Below are 15,723 nucleotides of genomic sequence, written 5' to 3' on the forward strand. Positions count from 1 at the left end.
GCAGCCTTTTTTTTGGGCCTGGGGGTATCGGTCGTTAATTTCCACTGCAATGCCCTACCGCTGGAACTCTATCCAAAAGGCCAGATGGCTATGCTCAACCGCATCAATGCGGCCTTTGGGTTGGGAGCGGTGCTGGCTCCATTGCTGATGGTCTGGCTGCCCTGGCGCACTGGCTATGTGGTGCTGGCAGCGGTGGCTTTGCTGGCGGCAGGGCTGCTGTGGAGGGCACCTGCACCGCCAGCACGGCTGCTTGCCCGAGAGACCAAGGGGCAGTCTGGGCTGCTGCCCTATGTATTGCTGGCAGTGGTGGCGTATGTGGCTCTGGAGCTAGTGGTCTCGAGTTTCTCCGGCCTCTATTTGCGCCACCTTGGCTACGACCCGTTCTGGGTGGGGGTGTTGCTCTCGCTGTACTGGGTAGCGCTCACGGTGGGGCGCTTGTGGTTGGCGGACTTCATCGCGGCCCGCCCCCTGGCACGGCTGGCCTGGCTACACCTGGGGGCGGCTCTGGTGCTGCTGTGTTATTTTGTGCCCCCCCTGGCCTGGCTGTTTCCACTGATTGGGTTTTTTGTGGCCCCAACCTTTCCCACCCTCTATGGTTTTACCCAGCGGTATATCGGTTACTCAGCGCTGGCTTATTTGTTCTACGCGGCTGCGGTGGGCGGCAACCTGATCCCAGCAGCCTTTGCCCTGGTTCCCAAGGAAAGTCTGGCCCTGGGTATGCTGGGCGTGGTGGTCTGGATGGCGATCATGACCTACCTGCTCCGGAGAAAAAGTGAAGCTCAAAGCCCTGCTCTTCGACCTTGATGGCACCCTGGCCGATACCGACCGACTGCACGAGCAAGCCTGGCTCGAGGGGCTGGCCCAGTATGGCCTCCTGGGCGACCACCACTACTACCAGACCCAAATAAGTGGCGGCCTCAACCCCGAGATTGTGCGGCGGTTGCTGCCGCAGCTTTCCCAGGCCGAGGGCGAGGCTTTTCTCGAGCAAAAGGAGGCCCGTTTCCGTGAACTGGCCGGTGGGGTTAGGCCGTTGCCTGGCCTGGGCGAACTTTGGGACTGGGCCAGAAGCAGGGGTCTGTGGCTGGCCCTGGTCAGCAATGCACCCAGGGTCAATGCCCTTCACCTGCTCGAGCAGTTCAACCTGGCCTTCGACCGGATTGTCCTGTCCGAAGAACTCCCTGCTGGTAAACCCGACCCGCTGCCCTACCGCACCGCGCTACAGCAACTGGGCATCGAGGCGGAGGAGGCGGTGGCCTTCGAGGACTCGCCCTCGGGCATCCGGTCGGCGGTGGGGGCTGGCATCCGCACCGTCGCGCTAACCACCGGACACCCCGCCGACAGCCTGGAAAAAGCCGGAGCCTTGCTCTGCATCGCCGACTTCGGCGATCAGTGCCTGTGGGACTGGCTGCGGAACCACGACCCGCTGTGAGCATGGCCCAGCTTAATACACCCAGGGAATCAGCTTTTTGACCCGGCGCCGGTAGCTTTGATACTCGAGGTGGCGTTCTTCCAGCCAGCGTTCCTCGAGGCCCGCCTTCCAGTTCAGCCACCCAAACAAAAGCCCCCACAATAGAAGCGTCCAGGGGTTCAGGTGGGCCAGGCTGCTGCCCAGAGCCCACAACAACACCCCCGCATAGATAGGATGCCGCACCACCCGGTACAGCCCCCCCTGCACCAAAAACCCATCTGGCCTGGGCCTGGGCAGCGCAGTCAGATTGCGCCCCAGTTGCCACGCCGCCAGCAGCAGCACCCCCAGGCCCGTCCAGGCCAACCCCCGCCCCAGCCAGGTAAGCCAGGGCGGGCTAAAGGAAGGCGTGAGCCACAAAGCCAGCACCAGCAGCCCCAGCAGGACAAATTGCCCCACCACATACCCCTCGCCCCGCTCGCCGAAGCGCATGGGTACAGGATACAGGGCTTGATATTTATGGGTCTGGCGCAATAATAGAACAAAAGCTCTCTAGCATTCGTTTAGCCACCCATTTTGAGGAGGTGAGCACAGCATGAAGGAGCTGGATGTTCTGATGGAATTCCTAGAAATGCCGCTTGGAAGTGCTGACGCGGTGTTCGATAAGTTCTCCCAGGTACCCGGCGCTCTTCTGCACGGTGAAGGACTGGAACGCTTCCTGTTTATCAAGGGTGAGCGAGCCAACAAGGTCGTACTCGTCGCACATGCCGATACCTTCTGGGATGAACATTACGAGCGATCGCATGCATTTGAACCAAAAGAGCTCGAGTTCAAGGACGGAATCATCAAGAACAAGAAAGGTGGGCTCGGCGCTGACGACCGGGCTGGCTGCGCGATGATCTGGCTACTCAAGGAGATGGGGCATTCCATCCTCATAACCGACGGCGAAGAAGGGGGTAGAAAAGGTAGCAAGTGGTTGATGCACGAGAACCCCGATATTGCCCACCGCATCAACTCGGAGCATCAGTTCATGATCCAGCTAGATAGAAGAGGGGCCAGGGATTTCAAGTGCTACTCAGTGGGTACTGACAAGTTCAGAAGCTACGTTGGGGAAATCACGGGCTACTCAGAGCCAGACTACTCCAGCTATACGGACATCGTCACCCTTTGCAGTGATATCTGCGGGGTGAACCTCAGCATTGGGTACTGCGAGGAGCACTCCGAAAATGAGCATCTAAAGTTTCAGAAGTGGCTGAACACGCTAGACCGGTGCCGCCAATGGCTATCGGAACCCGAGCTGCCTAGGTTCCCCAGGCTATAGCCCCACAGTTCCACGCGCTGCGTTGGGCCAAGGGCCTAGTTGCGCCGTAGCACCTCGGCGTCGGCGGGGCGTTTGCGCAGGGCCTGGGGGGTGAGGTTGGCCCTGCGGAAATTGCCAAAGTCGAGGTCGGCTACCACCCGGTTGGCGCCGTCGCGGAGGGTGATGGAGATGGGACGGGGGTCGGACTTAAGCACCAGAATTTCCATGCTGGCAAAGCCCAGCGAGGCATCCCGGGGGGTGCCGGTGATGCGCCAGACCGCTCCGGCGGGGATGTTCTGCTCGCCCGCCAGCCGTAGCGTGACCCGCTCGGTGAGCTGGTTGAAGTCGCCGAGGTCGGTCAGGTTGAACCCCAGGCCCTCCACGCGGGCTCTGCTGCGGGGCTGGATAATCACCTGGTTGGTCAGGAACAAGTAATTCCAGACCTCTTTGTCGGAGATCACCACAAAGTTGCCTTCCAGGGCGGCGGGTTTGTTGAACTCCACTCGAGCCAACTGCTCCCGGCCCGGAATTACCTGCAATCTGAACTCGGCCTCCTGGCTGCTGCCATCGGGCAGTTGAATCCTGCCGCTAATGGTGGCCTCCCAGGGCGAGCGATCCAGATTGGCCTGCACCTGGCGGGTGATCTCGGCGATGCTCTGGGCGAGTACAAAGCCCGAGAACAGGATCGCGAGGGTTAGCAGTCTCTTCATTCATTGCCTCCAAAATCGAGCGTGTATCTCAGCCACAGGGAAAATCGGCCATCGTAGTCTGCATCCGCGCGGAAGCCATATGCTTCTAAGCCCAGGTTAGCAGCCCATGGATAGGCTAAGGTTAGACGCAATTTAAGATTGTTGAGCTGTTCCGGGTCTAGAGGGGTCGTCAGGGCTGCTTCGAGTCGGTTGAGCTGCCCGGCGCGAAGGGTGGTATCGAGCAGGGTTCCCGCCCCATTCAGTTCCCCCCGCCAGCCCAGCAAGCCGTAGAACCTCGAGTCCTCTACCCCCAGCCCGAAGGTGTAGGTCTGAGCCTGGCGCAGCGCATAGGTCAGCTCGCCGGAACCTCGAGCAATACCCAGCAGGTCTCGATTGAAGCCAAGTTGCAGGCCCAGGGTCTGCCGGGCCTCGAGGCGGTAGCGCCCGCCCAGCCCCAGCTTGAGTCCGCCTTGGGCCTCGTCGCCTACCCACAAACTGGAGCGCAGGGTGTTGCTGTAAAGGGCCTCGAGACTGGCCGCTACCGGCCCAAAGATTCCACTGGCGCTGCCCTGTATACCCCAGCCCGCAAATCCCAGACTGGCCTGCACCCCGTAGCTCACCCGGCCCAGGGCGCTAAACTCCACAGCACTGCCCAGGCCGACCCCCAGTGCACCGCGCTGAAGCCGGGCCTGCAGGTCAAAGCCGCCCAGCGGCAACGCAACCTCGAGGGTGGGCGTCAGATACTCGGGCGATAGGCGACCGTACAGCCCGAAGGTGAGGGACTGTCCCAGGCCGAAGGCCGAAAGCTGAAGGCCCAGCGCGATGATGACGAGATGCAACGAACGCTGGTATCTGTGTCTTAAATATTCCATCTGACTCACGTGAATCCCTTCCGCTGCGGTACAGGCTGCCTGGCTTGCGAGGCCAATGCCGCGACCTCCAAAAACAGATTACCCGACCCCTATGCAGCCAGCCGCTTGCCAAAGCGCAGGCTTGCCAGGCCCAGCACAGCCACGCTGAAAATGATCAGCGCAACCAGATCCACCCAGAGGGTCTCGAGGCCGGCTCCCCGCAGCATTACCCCGCGCGTACCATCAATCAGATAGCGGGCCGGGATAATTGCCGACAACCCCTTGAAAAAGAGGGGCATTCCATCCACCGGGAACACAAAACCCGAAAGAAAGATGGTGGGCAGGATGTAGGCAAAGGTGCCAAACACCGCCTGAATCTGGGTACGGGCCAGGGTGGAAATCAACACCCCTACCCCCAGCGAGCCCAGCACGAAGAGTACAATTAGCCCGAACAACAGCAGCAAGCTGCCGCTTACCGGCACCCCAAACACCCAGTGCCCAATCGAGAGCACCACCAGGCTGACCAGGGTGGCGATCACGAAATAGGGCAGCACCTTGCCCAGTACCACCTCGTAAGATTTGATGGGGCTGGCAATCAGCGACTCCATGGTGCGGCTTTCGTTTTCGCGCACAATCGAGAGTGCAGTCAGCAGCACCGTAAAGATGGTCATGATCAGGCCGATGATGCCGGGAATCATGAACCAGGCCGTCTTGTTGTCCGGGTTGTAGAGGGTGTGGAGGGTGGGGGTGAGGGGTGGGGTGGTAGCGGTACCGGCCAGCACCTTGCCCGCCAGCAGGCGGCTGTTGACATCGCCGAGCACTTTGCGCAAGGCGGCCTGGGACTGGAAGGCGAAGTTGGGGTCGGAGCCATCCACGAACACCTCGAGCTGCACCGCTTTGTCCTGCCGCACGGTTTGCAGGGCCCCGGCTGGAATCACCAGCCCTACGCGGGCCCGGTTTTCCCGAATGGCCTGCGGAACCTGTTCGGGGTTTTGGGCCGTGTAGGGGATGGTGAAGCGATGGTCTTTTTGCAGCTCTTGCAGCAGATGCTGGCTGATGCGGTCTTGCGAGCCATCGTAGACAGCCAGCCGAATGTCCGAGAGGGTGAAGTTGATGGCATAGCCAAACAACAGGGTCATGACGATGGGCAGACCCACAATCAGCCGCGACAGCACATGGTCGCGGCGGATCTGGGTGAACTCCTTGCGGGCCAGGGCTGCGATGCGGTTCACGCTGCACCTCCTTTTTCGTCTACGTTCATGGTAGAGGCGATCCGGCGGCGCGTCAGGACGATGAAGACGTCTTCCAGATTGGGATACACGGTTTGGAGCGGCAGGTTGGGGGTCGGGTAGTTTTTCTCCAGAATCAGCCTAACGCCGCTGCCACTGGGCCAGCCGTCCAGCACGCCGGGCATGGCGCGAATTTGTTCCAGGGGCAGGCTGGTCTCGCTGTAGGCCACCCGGGCACTTTGCTGGGCCAGTTGCTCGAGTTCGTGGGGGGTTCCCTGGGCAATCACTTTGCCACCGTACAGCAGGGCCAGCCGGTGGCAGCGTTCGGCCTCGTCCATGTAGTGGGTGGTCACCACCACCACCGCGCCTCGTGCGGCTTCCTGGTGGATCAGATCCCAGATGGTGCGGCGTGAAACCGGGTCAAGACCGGTGGTGGGCTCATCCAGAAACACTACTTTGGGCTCGTGCACCACCGCCTGGGCGATGGCCAGCCGTTGTCGCCAACCCCCCGAGAGAGCCCCGGCAAGCTGGTGGGCAGCGTCCTGCAAGCCAAAGCGCCGAAGGGTTTCCTCGACCGCGCAGGACACGGCCCTGGCCCCCAGGTAGAGCCGTGCGCGGAATTCCAGGTTTTCGCGCACCGTGAGGTCGCGGTAGACGCTGGCTTCCTGGGTGGAGTAGCCAATGGCGGCCTTAACCCGGTCAGGGTAGCGGCCCACATCCAGTCCAGCCACATGCGCCCTGCCGGTGTTGGGGAGCAAGACCCCGGTCAGAATGCGAATCAGGGTGGTCTTGCCCGAACCATTGGGCCCCAGCAGCCCAAAAACCTCGCCGGGATTGACCCTTAGACTCACCCTGTCCAATGCGACCAGGTTGCCAAAACGCCTCGAGACCTGCTCAACGCTGACCATACCGCCTCCCCTCCAGAAAACCCCGGACGTGGGCCTTTAGATCGAAGGGTGGTTGAATCCCCATCGCCCCAAACAGCAGCGTTTGGGCGAAGAGCGGCCCCAGCAGCGCGACGGCCGCTTGAAAAGGGGACTCGTCAGAGCGTAGCAGGCCCGCTTTTTGCTGTGCAGCAAAATAACCAAAAGCAGTGGTCATGGCGTTTTTAAGGCCCATTGGCCCGGCCTCGCCGCGCAACTCCGGGTGACGAATCAGCTCGGGTAACAGCCGCACCAGCAGACCCTGGTTGGCCTCGAGCATGCGCAGGTAGTTCTGGGTCAGATAAAGCAGGTCGGCCTCGAGGTCGCTCGAGGGCTTCGGCAGTATCTGGGCCATCGGCGGTGTCAATTTTTGAATGGCTTCTTGCAGGAGCACTTCCTTGCTACCAAATTGCCGAAACAACGTGACCTCGGAAACCCCGGCCCTGGCTGCGATTTCGCGGGTGGTGGCTCCTTTGTAGCCTTTTTCGGCCAGGAGTTCCAGTCCCGAACGCATCAGGGCCGTCCGGGTCGAGTCCACCTCGGCGAAGTTAGCAAGTAGGTACATACTTACATTATACATCCAATACCCTCCAAAGCCGCAACCGCCCTCTTTTTGTCCGGCTCCGATCACAAAAGTGGAATTGCCCGTGCGTTACAAAATTGGCGCAATGGTACTCGGAGGCCGCCAGGCCGAAGAGCCGGATGCACCCGGGTCAACTGAACTCAGTGCAGCACAGCCCATCAGCCCTTCTGTGGGGTGTTGGGTCTGCCCTGAGTCTTGCTTTTTGTCGTCTCGGGAAGCTCGAGGTCTTGCGTCTACCTCTTTTGCGGGGTGGATGTCAGAATGGGTGCGCTATGGCGAACCTTAAAAATCTTCCGGTTGGTAAGCAGGCCCCCGAAATTGTTCATATGGTCATTGAAGTGCCCCGTGGCTCTTCCAACAAATACGAGTATGACCCCGATCTGGAAGTTATAAAACTGGATCGGGTACTGCCCACCGCGCAGTTCTATCCCGGCGATTACGGCTTTATCCCCTCCACCCTGGCCGACGATGGTGATCCGCTGGATGGCATCATCCTCTGCACCCATCCGCTCCTGCCGGGGGTGGTGGTGGATGTGCGGGTGGTGGGCATGGTAGACATGCAAGACGAAAAAGGCGGCGATGCCAAAATTATTGGGGTGGTGGCCGAAGACCCGCGCTGGGATCACATTCAGGATTTGTCCGATCTTCCCACCGCCCACAAGCAGGAAATTCAGAATTTCTTCGAGACCTACAAGGCCCTGGAAGCCCACAAAGGCAAGTGGGTCAAGGTTTCGGGCTGGAAAGACAAGGCCGGTGCCGTGGTCGAAGTCAGGGCTTGCATCGAGCGGTTCAAAAAGGATCGCTAACAGGCCTGCATTTTGCGCAACGCCCCGTATTTACGCGGTTGTTAAACTGGCTTGACCACCCAGGGGCTTTTGTGGTTATGTAGTCACTCGAGCTAGCTATGGCCTCGCAGCAGCGAATTGAGTCCTTACTGAAGGCGCTGGAAGTGCCCGACCTCAACGTCGAGGTGCCCCAGGTGAGCGACGAGGAAGGTTTCCTCGAGGCCCTGGAGGCTGCCATCTGTAGCTTTATCGAAGACAGCGACGACCACAAAAGCCCACTGGGCATGATCGAGGCCGATCCCTCGGCCTACGACCTCTCCGACGAGCCCGATGCCGACGAACTGCAAAACGCAGTCCGAGATTTCATGAACGCAGGCGACTCCCAGCTCTCACTCATTACCCCCGACAGCCCCCACCAGCCCGACGGCGGCGAAAGCCCCCACAGGTTCTGGGTATTCTTGCTGGAAATGCCCACCCTTTCCGAGCATCGCTGGTGGGCAATCGTGGACAAAAACGGGCGGAACCAAACGTACAATTACGGGGTCATCTAGTCGGTTGGTCGCGAGACGCACCCTGCACCGTTGGGTTTTGAACTTCATGGTTCAACCAGGCTCGAGCCTGCCCATATACAGCCCTCGCCCGGTAACGCCCGTGGGGTCGTGTTCGACCGACAAACCAGCTTTTTCAAAAGCACCCAGGTACTCTTGTTGGGTGAATAAGTAAGGTTGGTAGCATTGGGTAAAATAACTCACCCCCTGCGGGGTGGCCACCAGGTAGTGGAAGTCCAGAATGCTCAACCGGCCCTCCTGGCGGCTGGTGTTGAGGCGGGCGATCTTAAGCTCTGGTTCGTCCACCACGGTGATATCGCACTGCCCATGGTTCCACTGGTCGGGGCTAAACCACGGCTCTACCAGCAGTACGCCCCCCATGGTCAGGTGCCGGGCCATCTGGTCTATCGCGCTTTCCAGCCCCTCCGGGCTGCCTGCATAGCCGATGGCGCTAAACAGACAGGTAATCACATCAAAACGCTTGCTCAGGCTAAAGTTGCGCATGTCCCCCTGGTGGAAGGCCAGCTCGGGGTTGCGGGCTCTGGCGGTTTCCAGCAACTTTTCGCTCAGATCAAGCCCCTCCGCCCGGTAGTGGTGCTTGAGGTGGAACAGGTGCTGGCCTGTCCCGCTGGCCAGATCGAGCAAGGTCTGAGCACTGGGGTGGAGTTTCTGGATCAGGCGGTGGAGGTAGCCTGCCTCAGAGGCATAGTCCTTGGAGCTGTACATCTTGTCGTAAAGCCAGCCAGGGTGGTATTCCACGCAAATACCTCGCTTTTATCTGAGCATACAGTGATGGATGCAGTCGTTGTAAGGGATTCCTACCGGCCTTGATGCAGAACCTCGCCGATGCGCTTGCGGGCGGCCTCGAGCTCGGCGGGGTTGCGCTGCCAGTCACGGAAGCTGCGGGCCATCTGCACGGCCAGACTGCCCACCCGCTGGTCCAGGCCGCGCTGGTGCAGGAGCCGCAGGTACTCGTAGTCTTCGATACCGTCGCGCAGCCACTTGGCCCGAATGGAGGGCACCATCGAGCCCGGCAGACCCACCTCTCGGCCTGGGTAGAACCACAGCCCCTCGCCGTTGAAGGCCCGGCCCGCGTTGAAGTAGCGCACATCGCTCCAGGGGTCCTGGCCCCGCCGGGGGTCGTAGAAATCGGCGGCCCAGCCCAGGATGCCGCTAAAACCCAGGTTGTAGGCCAGAAACCCGGTGGAAATGCGCCAGTTGGTCGGGCTATAGTCCAGCAGCCACTGCGGGGCAAAAGGCGTATCGCGGTTGAGCAGCGCGGTGTAGAACCAGAAGCTGCTACCTCGGGCTTTGGCGGCTTCCCACAGGCCGGTGCGACGGGCCTCCTCGTACATCTCGGCATTGATGGCAAAGATGTCCACCAGGGGTCTGCCGTTGCCGTCATCGAGCAGTTCGCGGCGGGGGAACAAGGTGCTCAGATGGAGTACATTGGCGGCCCGTAAATTAGCCACCCAGGCCCGGATCTCCGGCAAAAGGTCGTTGGGGCAGACATCCAGCTCGTCGAAAGCGAAATTGTAAATCGGCACCCCGGCCTCGCGGGCCGAGCGGGCCGCAACCAGCTCGGCCACCGAAGGCGCGGGCTTGGCCCGGCAGGTCTGGGCATTGGCCCCGCTCCAGAAACCCAGGTCAATGCTGTTCAGGCCATGGTCGTTCACCAGCTCCCGCACCTCCCCCGGCTCGACCCTCCCGGGCATCAGGCGGTGCCTGAGCAGCTCGAGGCGGGCGGCTTTAGTCCTGGTGTTCCACAGCGGCACAAACGAGAGCAGGCTGGGGCGTTGGGGCAACTCGAAGTTCCAGACCGTCAAGCGAATCTGCCCCTCGATAGTGCCGTTTTGCGCGGTCACCCGGTAGATGCCCGTGTACAAACCCGGGGTAGCGTTGTGCGGCACCGTCACGTCAACCCAGAAGGGCTGGTTGCGCCCTGGGTTCACGTCCACCGGAATGGCCCTGAACCTGCCGCCGGGCGCGTCGAAAGGAATGAGCGCGTCGGGATACCAGCCCGCACCCTGCGAACGGTTGGCAGCATCCAGGCTGGGGCTGGGCTCCCGGACTTCCACGTAGTGTTGGCGGTAGAGGGTAAGGTTTTCTTTGCCGATGGTTGCGCCATTGGGGCCGTGCAAATTGGAGACCTCCAGCCTGGCGGCCTTCACACCCTTGGGGCCGGTCAGGACGATCTGAAACGATTCGGTTTCGCCTCTGGCAGCCAGAATCTCGATAGGCTGGCTGGGCTGGGCGGGGTCTTCGGGACGGACGCGCTCCAACGAACCGGTGGCCCAGACCTGCATGGGGCCCAGGGGGTCAATGGACACCGCTGGGGCTGGACAGGCGGTCAGGAGGCCCAGCAGGCTAAACAGGAGCAAGAGACGCAGTTGGCGGGACTGCATGAAGAACAGTGTAGGCGGATGTACCCATGAGAACGGTGCGCCTGACCGTTTCGCTGGGTGTTACCAGGTGTTTTTCGTCGCCCACAGGGATGATTTTCACCCCAATCCAACGGGTTCGTGAGCCATATAGACGGCTGGCTGGTTGTTCCTACGGCCCAGACCAGATCATCCCGTGCGCTTCAAGGCACCGCTAAGTTCTGCTCCGGGAGCACGGAGCTGCTCGATTTTATTACTCGTAGCGGAGTGCCTTAATTGGGTCAAGGCGGGCGGCCAGAAAAGCGGGATACCAGCCGAAAAATACGCCCACGGCCAGCGAGAAGAAGAAGGCGATTCCGACCACCGAGGCAGAGATGACCGTCTCCCAGCCCGCAAAAGTGGAGATCACGCGAGCCACCGCAATGCCCCCCAGGATGCCCAGCAGGCCGCCTAGGCTCGAGAGGATCAGTGCCTCGGTGATGAACTGGATTACGATGTCGCGGGGCAGCGCGCCCAGCGCCACCCGGATGCCTACCTCGCGGGTTCGCTCCGTCACCGAGACCAGCATGATGTTCATGATGCCGATGCCTCCAACTAGTAGCGAGACCAGGGCGATGCCAGAGAGCAGGGTGGTGATGATGTTAAGGGTGCCGCGGGCGGTGTTGAGCAGGGCTGACTGGCTGCGTACACTGAAGTCGTACTGCTCGGGGTCGGTGATGCTGTGAGCCTCGGCTAGGAGCTTGGTGATGGTCTGTTCCAACTGCGGGAGGGCCTCGGCGCTGGGGGCTTGCACGTAGATGTAGTTGACCACATCGCTGATGAGTACCTGGGCCTCGGTGGTCACCATGGTCAGATACACGTTTTGATCCACGTTCTGGAAGCCCTCATAGCCCTTGGGGGCCACCACCCCCACCACCTTATAAAGGAAATCCTTGATGAAGACGGTTCGCCCCACCGGGTCGAGCCGTCCGAACAGCCGGTAGGCCGCATCTGATCCCAGCACTACCTCGTTGCTGGGGGCGTCCTCGCCGCCCTCGCGCAGAAAGCGGCCGTTGCTGATCTGGAGGCCGCGCACCTGGGCATAGACCGGCCAGGTGCCCACCACATTGGCGCTGGTCACCTTAGAGCCGATCTTGATAGGGGTCTGGGCGGTCATGACCGGAACCACCACCGCACCGGTCCCCTCGAGGCCGTCCTTGAGGATGTCGGCGTCATCGGGGAAGAGCTGCGGTGGCCCGCCCAGGTTGTTGGGATTCTGGGTGCCTCCGTTGGGCGGAATTTGCGTGGCGATGATGATCAGGTTGGTGCCCAGCCCCTGAATCTGCCGGGCGATCTGTACCCCGGCTCCCTGGCCCAGCGCCACCAGCGCCACCACCGAGGCCACCCCGATCACTACCCCCAGCGCGGTCAGGGCCGAGCGCAGCGGGTTGGAGCGGATGGCCCGGAGGGCTATCTGAAGGTAGTCCAGAAAGTTCACGAGGCTACCTCCTCGGCCTCTTCCTCGGTGGGCAGGTCGCGCAGAACCTCCAGCGCCTTACGCCGGTTCGGCACCGGGCTGTCGGCGCGGATGCGCCCGTCGCGGATGGTGAGGGTACGCGCGGCGTGGCGGGCGATCTCGAGGTCGTGGGTCACCAGCAGAACGGTCTTGCCCTCCGCGTGGAGTTCCTCGAACATCGCCATAATCTGCAGCCCGGTGCGGGTGTCGAGGTTGCCGGTGGGTTCGTCGGCCAGCAGCACACCCGCCCCCCCCACCAGGGCCCTGGCAATCGCCACGCGCTGCTGCTGCCCGCCCGAGAGTTGGCTGGGCAGGTGGCTCACCCGATCCGCCATCCCCACCCGCTCCAGCACGTGCGCGGCCTGCTCGCGCCGCTCGGGGGGGGCCATGCCCCGGTACATCAGCGGGGTCATCACGTTTTCCAGCACGCTCAGGCGCGGAATCAGGTTGAAGTTTTGGTAGACGTAGCCGATGTGGAGGTTGCGGGCCCTGGCCCGCTGAACCAGGTTCAGGTGGCTCACGTCCTGCCCTTCCAGCCGATACGCGCCCCGGCTAGGCCAGTCCAAAAGCCCGATGATGTTCAAGAGGGTGGACTTGCCTGAGCCGCTCGGCCCCATCAGGGCCGCAAACTCCCCGCTCTCCAGGCGCAAATCCACCCCCCGCAGGATGTGCAGGGCCTCGCTGCCCATCGCGTACTGTTTGTGAATGCCGCTCAGTTCGATGCTCATGGCTGGGTCTCGAGGGGGACAATAGAAGGCTTAGAGCTTAGAAAGGAAGGGTTGGGTCTGCTGTACTGCATGGGCTGTCGTCGGACTTACGCACTTGCGGGAATCGTCATTGCGGACGACCGAATGGAGTGAAGCAATCCAGAAACTGGCCGGTGACTTCCTGGATGGCTTCGCATCTCGTCTGCGCCAAGTGCCTCACCATGACGACCCCAGCCCTACTCAAAACTTGATGATTCCCCCCAGGCCGCCTGGTGCGCTCGGTTGCGCACTCCCCGGCGGGGGCGGGATCACCACCACATCGCCGGCCTTCAGGCCTTTCCGGATCTCCACGCTAGTGCCGTCGTCGAGGCCGGTCTGCACCTCAACCTCTCGGACTCCCTGCGCGGTCCGCACCTCCACCACGGTCTTACTCCCCTTCGACTTGAGCGTACCCACCGGGAGCAGCGGCACGCCGATGGCCTCGTCGGTGACGAAGGTCGCGGTGGTGGAGAGGCCGGGGGTGAGGCCGGTGGGGACTTCCTCGAACTGCATCAGGGCGTCCACCTGGTAGAAATAGAGCGGATCACGGAACTTCTGTACCTGCCCAATCTGAATGATCTTGCCCTCGTACTCGGTATCGCCCAGGGCGCTGACCACCACCGTCACCGGCATGCCCAGCTCGAGCTTGGGCAGATCACTCTCGGCCACCCGGCTCTGTACAATCCAACTCGAGAGGTCGGCGACCTGCACCACCATGCTGGCGGGTGCTACCGCCTGACCTTCAGCTACCTGTACTTCGATGATGCTGCCCTTGATGGGGCTTCGCACCACCGAGGTGGCGATCTGTTCGTTAAGACTTTTGAGCTGGGCGCGGGCAGCCTCGAGTTGGGCGCGTGCTCCCGAAAGCGAGAGTACTTGGGACTGGGTAGCTTGGAGGGCTTTAAGGCGGGCACTCTCTAGATTCCCCTGCGCCCGTTGTAGTGCGGCTCTTGCCACCTCGACCTGCTGCGCCGGGATGGCCCCCAGTCGGTAGTCGGCCTGGGCTAGGCTGAGCGATCGGCGGGCCTGGGCGGTCTCGAGTTCGGCTTGTCGGATGCCATCCTGGGCCAGCCGCACCTCGGCCGATCTCGAGCCGTTTTGCAAATCACGCAGGTTGGCCTCCGCCGCTGTTACCTGTGTCCTCAGCGAGGCCACCTGGGTTTGCAGCGCGCTGGTGTCGAAGCGCACCAATACCTGCCCTTTTTCCACCTCCTGGCCTGCTTTGGCCAGAAGCTGTGATACGATGCCGCCGTTCTTGGTGTAGACGGTGGTCTGATAGCGGGGGGTGATCTGGCCGGGGGCCTGCACCTCTGCCGACACGTCGCCCAGCGCCACCGTCACGGTCTGCTGTGAGGCGGTTCCGGTGGGAGAACTATCCAGGCCCCACCACAGCGCCAGTGCCGCAGCCAGGGCGATCAGCAAAATCACCATCCAACCCACCCGGCTTAAACCGACCCGTGCGCGCATTTATTTCACCTCCTGCGGGGCGGTCAGCTCGAGCTGGAGCCGGGCCAGGTAGGCTGCCTGTTGGGCCTGCAAAGCTGCAAAGCGTGTCTGCCCGACTCCCAACATCAGCGCCTGCACCTGGAGCCTGGAAACCGTGCCGGCCCGCTCCTGCGACTGGGCAGTCTTGAGTGCGGCCTCCTGGGCGTTCAAGGCGGCCCTGGCAGCCTCCAAAGCGGCCTGGGTGCTAAGCGCACGGATGTAGGCCTGCTCGGCGGTCTGGCGGGCGGTCTGAACCTGGAACTGATATTCCAGTTGGGCGCTCAGCAGCGCCTGGCGGGCGGCACTGCGCTGGTTGAGCGGGGTGGATTCGGTCTGCGACTGATCCAGCTTGAGCTTGGCCACCTCCACCGTGCCCAGTGCCTTGAGCACCGCCGGGACGCGCAGGCTGGCCGCCCGAATGGCGTTAAGGTTGGGAATCGGCGCCGTAGCGGGCACCTGCGCGTCGAGCGCCGGGAGTTCGCGCAGGCCCAGCAGGTTGCGCAGCAGCTCGCGCTGAACTCCGAGCTGCACCTCGTCTACCCGCAAGTCCTGCTGGGCCTGGGTCAGCGCGGCCTGGGCTTGCTCCACCGCCAGGTTGGTGCCGCTCCCCAGTCGCACCCGCTCACGGGCCACCCCCAGTTCGACCTGAGCCTGGGCCAGCCGGGCCTGATCGAGGTCTTTCCTCTGATCGGCTGCGACCACGTTGAACACCGCCTGGGCCAGGTTAACCTGGTTTTGCAGCCGAGCTTGAATTAGGTTGGCCTGAGCTTCAGCCACACTGCTTTGGGCGATGAGCAAGTCGGCCTTGAGGGTGGTGGGGTCGGCCCGCAACTGCGAGAGTATCTCCTCAGCAGCATCCACATTGGCCTGGGCCAGCTGCAGGTTGAGGGCTTGCTGGGGTCGGGCCAGCAAGGCCACCAGGCTCAGCGAGCCCTGGGCCAGAGTCCCCAGATTTGCCAGACCCAAGATTAGCAACCACCCAATTCGTCTCATAAGCTCCCCACTCCCAACACCGCGTAAAGCTGGTAGAGGTCTTCCAGAATCCGCATCTGCGCCGCGAGCAGCGTGCCCTGCGCGGCCTCGAGGCTTGCACGTGCTGCCAACTCGTCCAAAGCCGTCACGGCCCCCAAAGCCAACCGCTGCCGCACCTCGGCCAGGCCCCTCTCGGCGACCCTGGCAGCTTCTTGTTGCACTGGCAGGTTTTGCGCGTCCAGCCGGGCCTGTTCCAGCGCACTCTGAAGCAGGCGCTGGGTCTCGTGGCGGGTGCGCTCGAGGGCATTCTTGGCAAACCTGAGCCCGATCA

General features: G+C 62.1%; 18 protein-coding genes. 5 read left to right on the plus strand and 13 right to left on the minus strand.

The window, feature by feature from the left end; genetic code table 11:
• Both Q0288_RS08400 and Q0288_RS08405 read left to right on the plus strand, forming a co-directional pair.
• The coding region (locus Q0288_RS08400; RefSeq protein WP_299429445.1) for an MFS transporter at positions 1-804 on the plus strand (804 nt) is incomplete at its 5' end.
• On the plus strand, positions 773-1,429 hold the full coding sequence (locus tag Q0288_RS08405; RefSeq protein ID WP_299429446.1) for an HAD family phosphatase: 657 nt from the start codon (positions 773-775) through the stop codon (positions 1,427-1,429). The genes Q0288_RS08400 and Q0288_RS08405, both read left to right, overlap by 32 nt.
• Before the next feature lie 12 nt (positions 1,430-1,441).
• Here Q0288_RS08405 and Q0288_RS08410 read toward each other — a convergent pair whose 3' ends face one another.
• The gene (locus tag Q0288_RS08410; RefSeq protein ID WP_299429447.1) at positions 1,442-1,897 is read right to left on the minus strand and encodes an isoprenylcysteine carboxylmethyltransferase family protein; all 456 of its coding nucleotides are present in this window, start codon (positions 1,895-1,897) and stop codon (positions 1,442-1,444) included.
• A 103-nt stretch (positions 1,898-2,000) separates the two neighbouring features.
• Between Q0288_RS08410 and Q0288_RS08415 the strand changes: the two genes are divergently transcribed.
• Positions 2,001-2,726, plus strand: coding sequence for a hypothetical protein (locus Q0288_RS08415; protein WP_299429448.1), 726 nt, complete (start codon positions 2,001-2,003; stop codon positions 2,724-2,726).
• 35 nt (positions 2,727-2,761) lie between these two features.
• Here the strand turns inward: Q0288_RS08415 and Q0288_RS08420 are convergent, their stop codons facing one another.
• The 5 genes from Q0288_RS08420 to Q0288_RS08440 form a co-directional block, all read right to left on the minus strand.
• Positions 2,762-3,415, minus strand: a complete 654-nt coding sequence (locus Q0288_RS08420; RefSeq protein ID WP_299429449.1) for an outer membrane lipoprotein carrier protein LolA — start codon at positions 3,413-3,415, stop codon at positions 2,762-2,764.
• The gene (locus Q0288_RS08425; RefSeq protein ID WP_299429450.1) at positions 3,412-4,233 is read right to left on the minus strand and encodes a hypothetical protein; all 822 of its coding nucleotides are present in this window, start codon (positions 4,231-4,233) and stop codon (positions 3,412-3,414) included. Before Q0288_RS08425 ends, Q0288_RS08420 begins: the two co-directional genes overlap by 4 nt.
• 122 nt (positions 4,234-4,355) lie before the next feature.
• Entirely contained in the window at positions 4,356-5,477 is a 1,122-nt protein-coding gene (locus tag Q0288_RS08430; RefSeq protein ID WP_299429451.1) for an ABC transporter permease, read from the minus strand.
• Positions 5,474-6,382 carry a heme ABC exporter ATP-binding protein CcmA gene (ccmA, locus tag Q0288_RS08435; RefSeq protein WP_299429452.1) on the minus strand — a complete coding sequence of 303 codons (909 nt, stop codon included), beginning with the start codon at positions 6,380-6,382 and terminating at the stop codon, positions 5,474-5,476. The genes Q0288_RS08430 and ccmA overlap by 4 nt, the downstream gene beginning before the upstream one ends.
• Positions 6,369-6,962: a TetR/AcrR family transcriptional regulator gene (locus Q0288_RS08440; RefSeq protein ID WP_299429453.1), complete on the minus strand. Its 594-nt coding sequence runs from the start codon at positions 6,960-6,962 to the stop codon at positions 6,369-6,371. Before Q0288_RS08440 ends, ccmA begins: the two co-directional genes overlap by 14 nt.
• Positions 6,963-7,252: 290 nt before the next feature.
• Between Q0288_RS08440 and Q0288_RS08445 the strand changes: the two genes are divergently transcribed.
• A complete protein-coding gene (locus Q0288_RS08445) occupies positions 7,253-7,786 on the plus strand; it encodes an inorganic diphosphatase (protein WP_299429454.1) in 534 nt (177 codons plus the stop codon).
• A 98-nt stretch (positions 7,787-7,884) separates the two neighbouring features.
• Positions 7,885-8,316 (plus strand): hypothetical protein, encoded by a 432-nt coding sequence (locus Q0288_RS08450; RefSeq protein WP_299429455.1) that lies wholly within the window; start codon positions 7,885-7,887, stop codon positions 8,314-8,316.
• Positions 8,317-8,367: 51 nt separating this feature from the next.
• Here Q0288_RS08450 and Q0288_RS08455 read toward each other — a convergent pair whose 3' ends face one another.
• From Q0288_RS08455 to Q0288_RS08485, 7 genes are all read right to left on the minus strand, one after another.
• Entirely contained in the window at positions 8,368-9,072 is a 705-nt protein-coding gene (locus tag Q0288_RS08455) for a class I SAM-dependent methyltransferase (RefSeq protein ID WP_299429456.1), read from the minus strand.
• Between the two features lie 59 nt (positions 9,073-9,131).
• A complete protein-coding gene (locus tag Q0288_RS08460; RefSeq protein ID WP_299429457.1) occupies positions 9,132-10,718 on the minus strand; it encodes a glycoside hydrolase domain-containing protein in 1,587 nt (528 codons plus the stop codon).
• A 229-nt stretch (positions 10,719-10,947) separates the two neighbouring features.
• Positions 10,948-12,171, minus strand: a complete 1,224-nt coding sequence (locus tag Q0288_RS08465; RefSeq protein WP_299429458.1) for an ABC transporter permease — start codon at positions 12,169-12,171, stop codon at positions 10,948-10,950.
• On the minus strand, positions 12,168-12,917 hold the full coding sequence (locus tag Q0288_RS08470; RefSeq protein ID WP_299429459.1) for an ABC transporter ATP-binding protein: 750 nt from the start codon (positions 12,915-12,917) through the stop codon (positions 12,168-12,170). The genes Q0288_RS08465 and Q0288_RS08470 overlap by 4 nt, the downstream gene beginning before the upstream one ends.
• Positions 12,918-13,136: 219 nt before the next feature.
• Positions 13,137-14,402: an efflux RND transporter periplasmic adaptor subunit gene (locus Q0288_RS08475; protein ID WP_299429460.1), complete on the minus strand. Its 1,266-nt coding sequence runs from the start codon at positions 14,400-14,402 to the stop codon at positions 13,137-13,139.
• Positions 14,403-15,413, minus strand: a complete 1,011-nt coding sequence (locus Q0288_RS08480; protein ID WP_299429461.1) for a TolC family protein — start codon at positions 15,411-15,413, stop codon at positions 14,403-14,405. It lies immediately after the preceding gene.
• Positions 15,410-15,723 (minus strand): TolC family protein (locus Q0288_RS08485; protein ID WP_299429462.1); only part of this gene is annotated, 314 nt, incomplete at its 5' end. The genes Q0288_RS08485 and Q0288_RS08480, both read right to left, overlap by 4 nt.

Origin of the sequence: uncultured Meiothermus sp. (assembly GCF_937863175.1) — a bacterium.
GTDB lineage: Bacteria > Deinococcota > Deinococci > Deinococcales > Thermaceae > Meiothermus.

Excerpts from the sequence above, each read along its gene's own strand:
- Q0288_RS08410 (WP_299429447.1), bottom strand. The coding sequence starts at position 1,897 with ATGCGCTTCGGCGAGCGGGGCGAGGGGTATGTGGTGGGGCAATTTGTC.
- Q0288_RS08415 (WP_299429448.1), top strand. The coding sequence starts at position 2,001 with ATGAAGGAGCTGGATGTTCTGATGGAATTCCTAGAAATGCCGCTTGGA.
- Q0288_RS08420 (WP_299429449.1), bottom strand. The coding sequence starts at position 3,415 with ATGAAGAGACTGCTAACCCTCGCGATCCTGTTCTCGGGCTTTGTACTC.
- ccmA (WP_299429452.1), bottom strand. The coding sequence starts at position 6,382 with ATGGTCAGCGTTGAGCAGGTCTCGAGGCGTTTTGGCAACCTGGTCGCA.
- Q0288_RS08440 (WP_299429453.1), bottom strand. The coding sequence starts at position 6,962 with ATGTACCTACTTGCTAACTTCGCCGAGGTGGACTCGACCCGGACGGCC.
- Q0288_RS08445 (WP_299429454.1), top strand. The coding sequence starts at position 7,253 with ATGGCGAACCTTAAAAATCTTCCGGTTGGTAAGCAGGCCCCCGAAATT.
- Q0288_RS08450 (WP_299429455.1), top strand. The coding sequence starts at position 7,885 with ATGGCCTCGCAGCAGCGAATTGAGTCCTTACTGAAGGCGCTGGAAGTG.
- Q0288_RS08460 (WP_299429457.1), bottom strand. The coding sequence starts at position 10,718 with ATGCAGTCCCGCCAACTGCGTCTCTTGCTCCTGTTTAGCCTGCTGGGC.
- Q0288_RS08470 (WP_299429459.1), bottom strand. The coding sequence starts at position 12,917 with ATGAGCATCGAACTGAGCGGCATTCACAAACAGTACGCGATGGGCAGC.
- Q0288_RS08475 (WP_299429460.1), bottom strand. The coding sequence starts at position 14,402 with ATGCGCGCACGGGTCGGTTTAAGCCGGGTGGGTTGGATGGTGATTTTG.
- Q0288_RS08480 (WP_299429461.1), bottom strand. The coding sequence starts at position 15,413 with ATGAGACGAATTGGGTGGTTGCTAATCTTGGGTCTGGCAAATCTGGGG.